Origin of the sequence: Paenibacillus sp. OT2-17 (assembly GCF_009827695.1) — a bacterium.
Classification (GTDB): domain Bacteria; phylum Bacillota; class Bacilli; order Paenibacillales; family Paenibacillaceae; genus Paenibacillus; species Paenibacillus polymyxa_B.
On the sequence record NZ_WUDQ01000657.1, the window covers coordinates 1 to 1,900 of the forward strand.

At 45.4% G+C, this 1,900-nt stretch carries 1 protein-coding gene; it reads left to right on the plus strand.

Going from position 1 to position 1,900, the window contains the following annotated elements:
* Positions 1–193: 193 nt before the first annotated feature.
* Positions 194–1,900 (plus strand): GH36-type glycosyl hydrolase domain-containing protein (locus GRP75_RS25785; RefSeq protein WP_160790750.1); only part of this gene is annotated, 1,707 nt, incomplete at its 3' end.

Genomic DNA, 1,900 nt, shown 5'->3' on the forward strand with positions numbered 1-1,900 from the left:
CTTTTTCATTTTAGCATAAAAAGGTATATTTACCCATTTCAAATATTTTGCAAATTCCAGAAGATAGGTTGAGAAAATCAAGCACATTTTATATAAGGCAGGAAATGTCTTTCTAAAGAAAGAACGGCTTTATGTTTGAATATAATCATGTGTTGGGTCTTTTATTTTTTTTAATCGAAAGGAGTTCTGCGCCATGAAGTACGGTTTTTTCGATGATGTCAATCAAGAATATGTCATCCACACCCCTCAAACCCCTTATCCCTGGATTAATTATTTAGGTAATGAACGATTTTTTGGACTGATCTCCAATACAAGTGGCGGCTATGCATTTTACCGGGATGCTCGCTTACGTCGCTTAACACGTTACCGGTACAACAATATTCCTGTCGATAACGGTGGTCGTTATTTTTATATTTATGATGATGGGGATTATTGGACTCCAGGTTGGATGCCAGTCAAACGGGAGCTGGAGCAGTATGAATGCCGCCATGGACTTGGCTATACCTCAATTATGGGAGAACGCAGCGGTATTCGGGCCATCCAGCTGGCTTTTGTGCCCCTTTCCTTTGACGGCGAGGTCCATCAGGTTAAGCTTCAGAACACATCGTTACAAACCAAAAAGATCAAACTCTTTTCATTCGTGGAATTTTGTCTGTGGAACGCCTATGACGATATGACCAACTACCAGCGCAACTTGAACACGGGTGAGGTAGAAATACAAGATTCTGTCATTTATCACAAAACGGAATACCGTGAACGTCGCAATCACTATGCTTTTTTCTCTGCTAATCGTCCGCTAGCGGGTTATGATACAGACCGTGAAGCTTTTCTGGGGCTCTACAACGGATTAGATCAGCCTCAAACGGTCGCCGCTGGGCAAGCCTCGAACTCTATTGCCAGCGGATGGTCCCCTGTCGGATCACATTGCATTGAGGTAACGCTGGAGCCAGGCGAAGAAACAAGCTGTAACTTTATACTCGGTTATGTGGAAAATCCCGAGGAAGAAAAATGGGAGTCGCCCGGTGTTATTAATAAAAAACAAGCACATGCCATGATTAAGCAGTTTGCGGATGAAGCTGATGTAGAACGAGCGTTGAGTGAGCTGCGGACCTATTGGAATAATCTGCTGTCCAAGTATACCCTTCAAAGCCACGACGACAAGCTGAACCGAATGGTAAACATATGGAACCCTTATCAGTGTATGGTTACGTTCAATATGTCGCGTTCCGCCTCGTATTTTGAATCTGGTATCGGGCGTGGAATGGGCTTCCGGGATTCGAATCAGGACTTGCTCGGCTTCGTCCACCAAATACCGGAGCGGGCAAGAGAACGGATTATCGACATCGCCTCTACTCAATTTGAAAACGGCGGAGCTTATCATCAGTACCAACCGTTAACCAAAAAAGGAAATCACGAGGTTGGCGGTGGCTTTAACGACGATCCGTTGTGGCTTATTGTCGGTACCGCAGCGTACATCAAAGAAACGGGAGACTTTGGCATACTGGATGAACAAGTGCCCTTTGACGGAAATGTAGAGCGTACGGCTACGCTGTTTGAACATTTGAAGCGTTCTTTTTACCACGTTGTGGGTAATCTGGGCCCGCATGGTCTTCCACTCATTGGCCGGGCTGACTGGAACGACTGTCTGAATCTCAACTGTTTTTCTGCTACACCAGATGAGTCCTATCAGACAACTCAGAATCTGGAGGGTCGAATAGCCGAATCCGTGTTCATCGCCGGACTATTTGTATATACGGGACCGGATTTTATTGAGCTTTGCAAGCGCAGAGGACTGGATGAAGAAGCAGCAACCGCTCAGGCATATGTGGATCGTATGCGAACAGCCACATTGGAGCATGGTTTTGACGGGGAATGGTTCTTACGTGCTTATGACCATTAT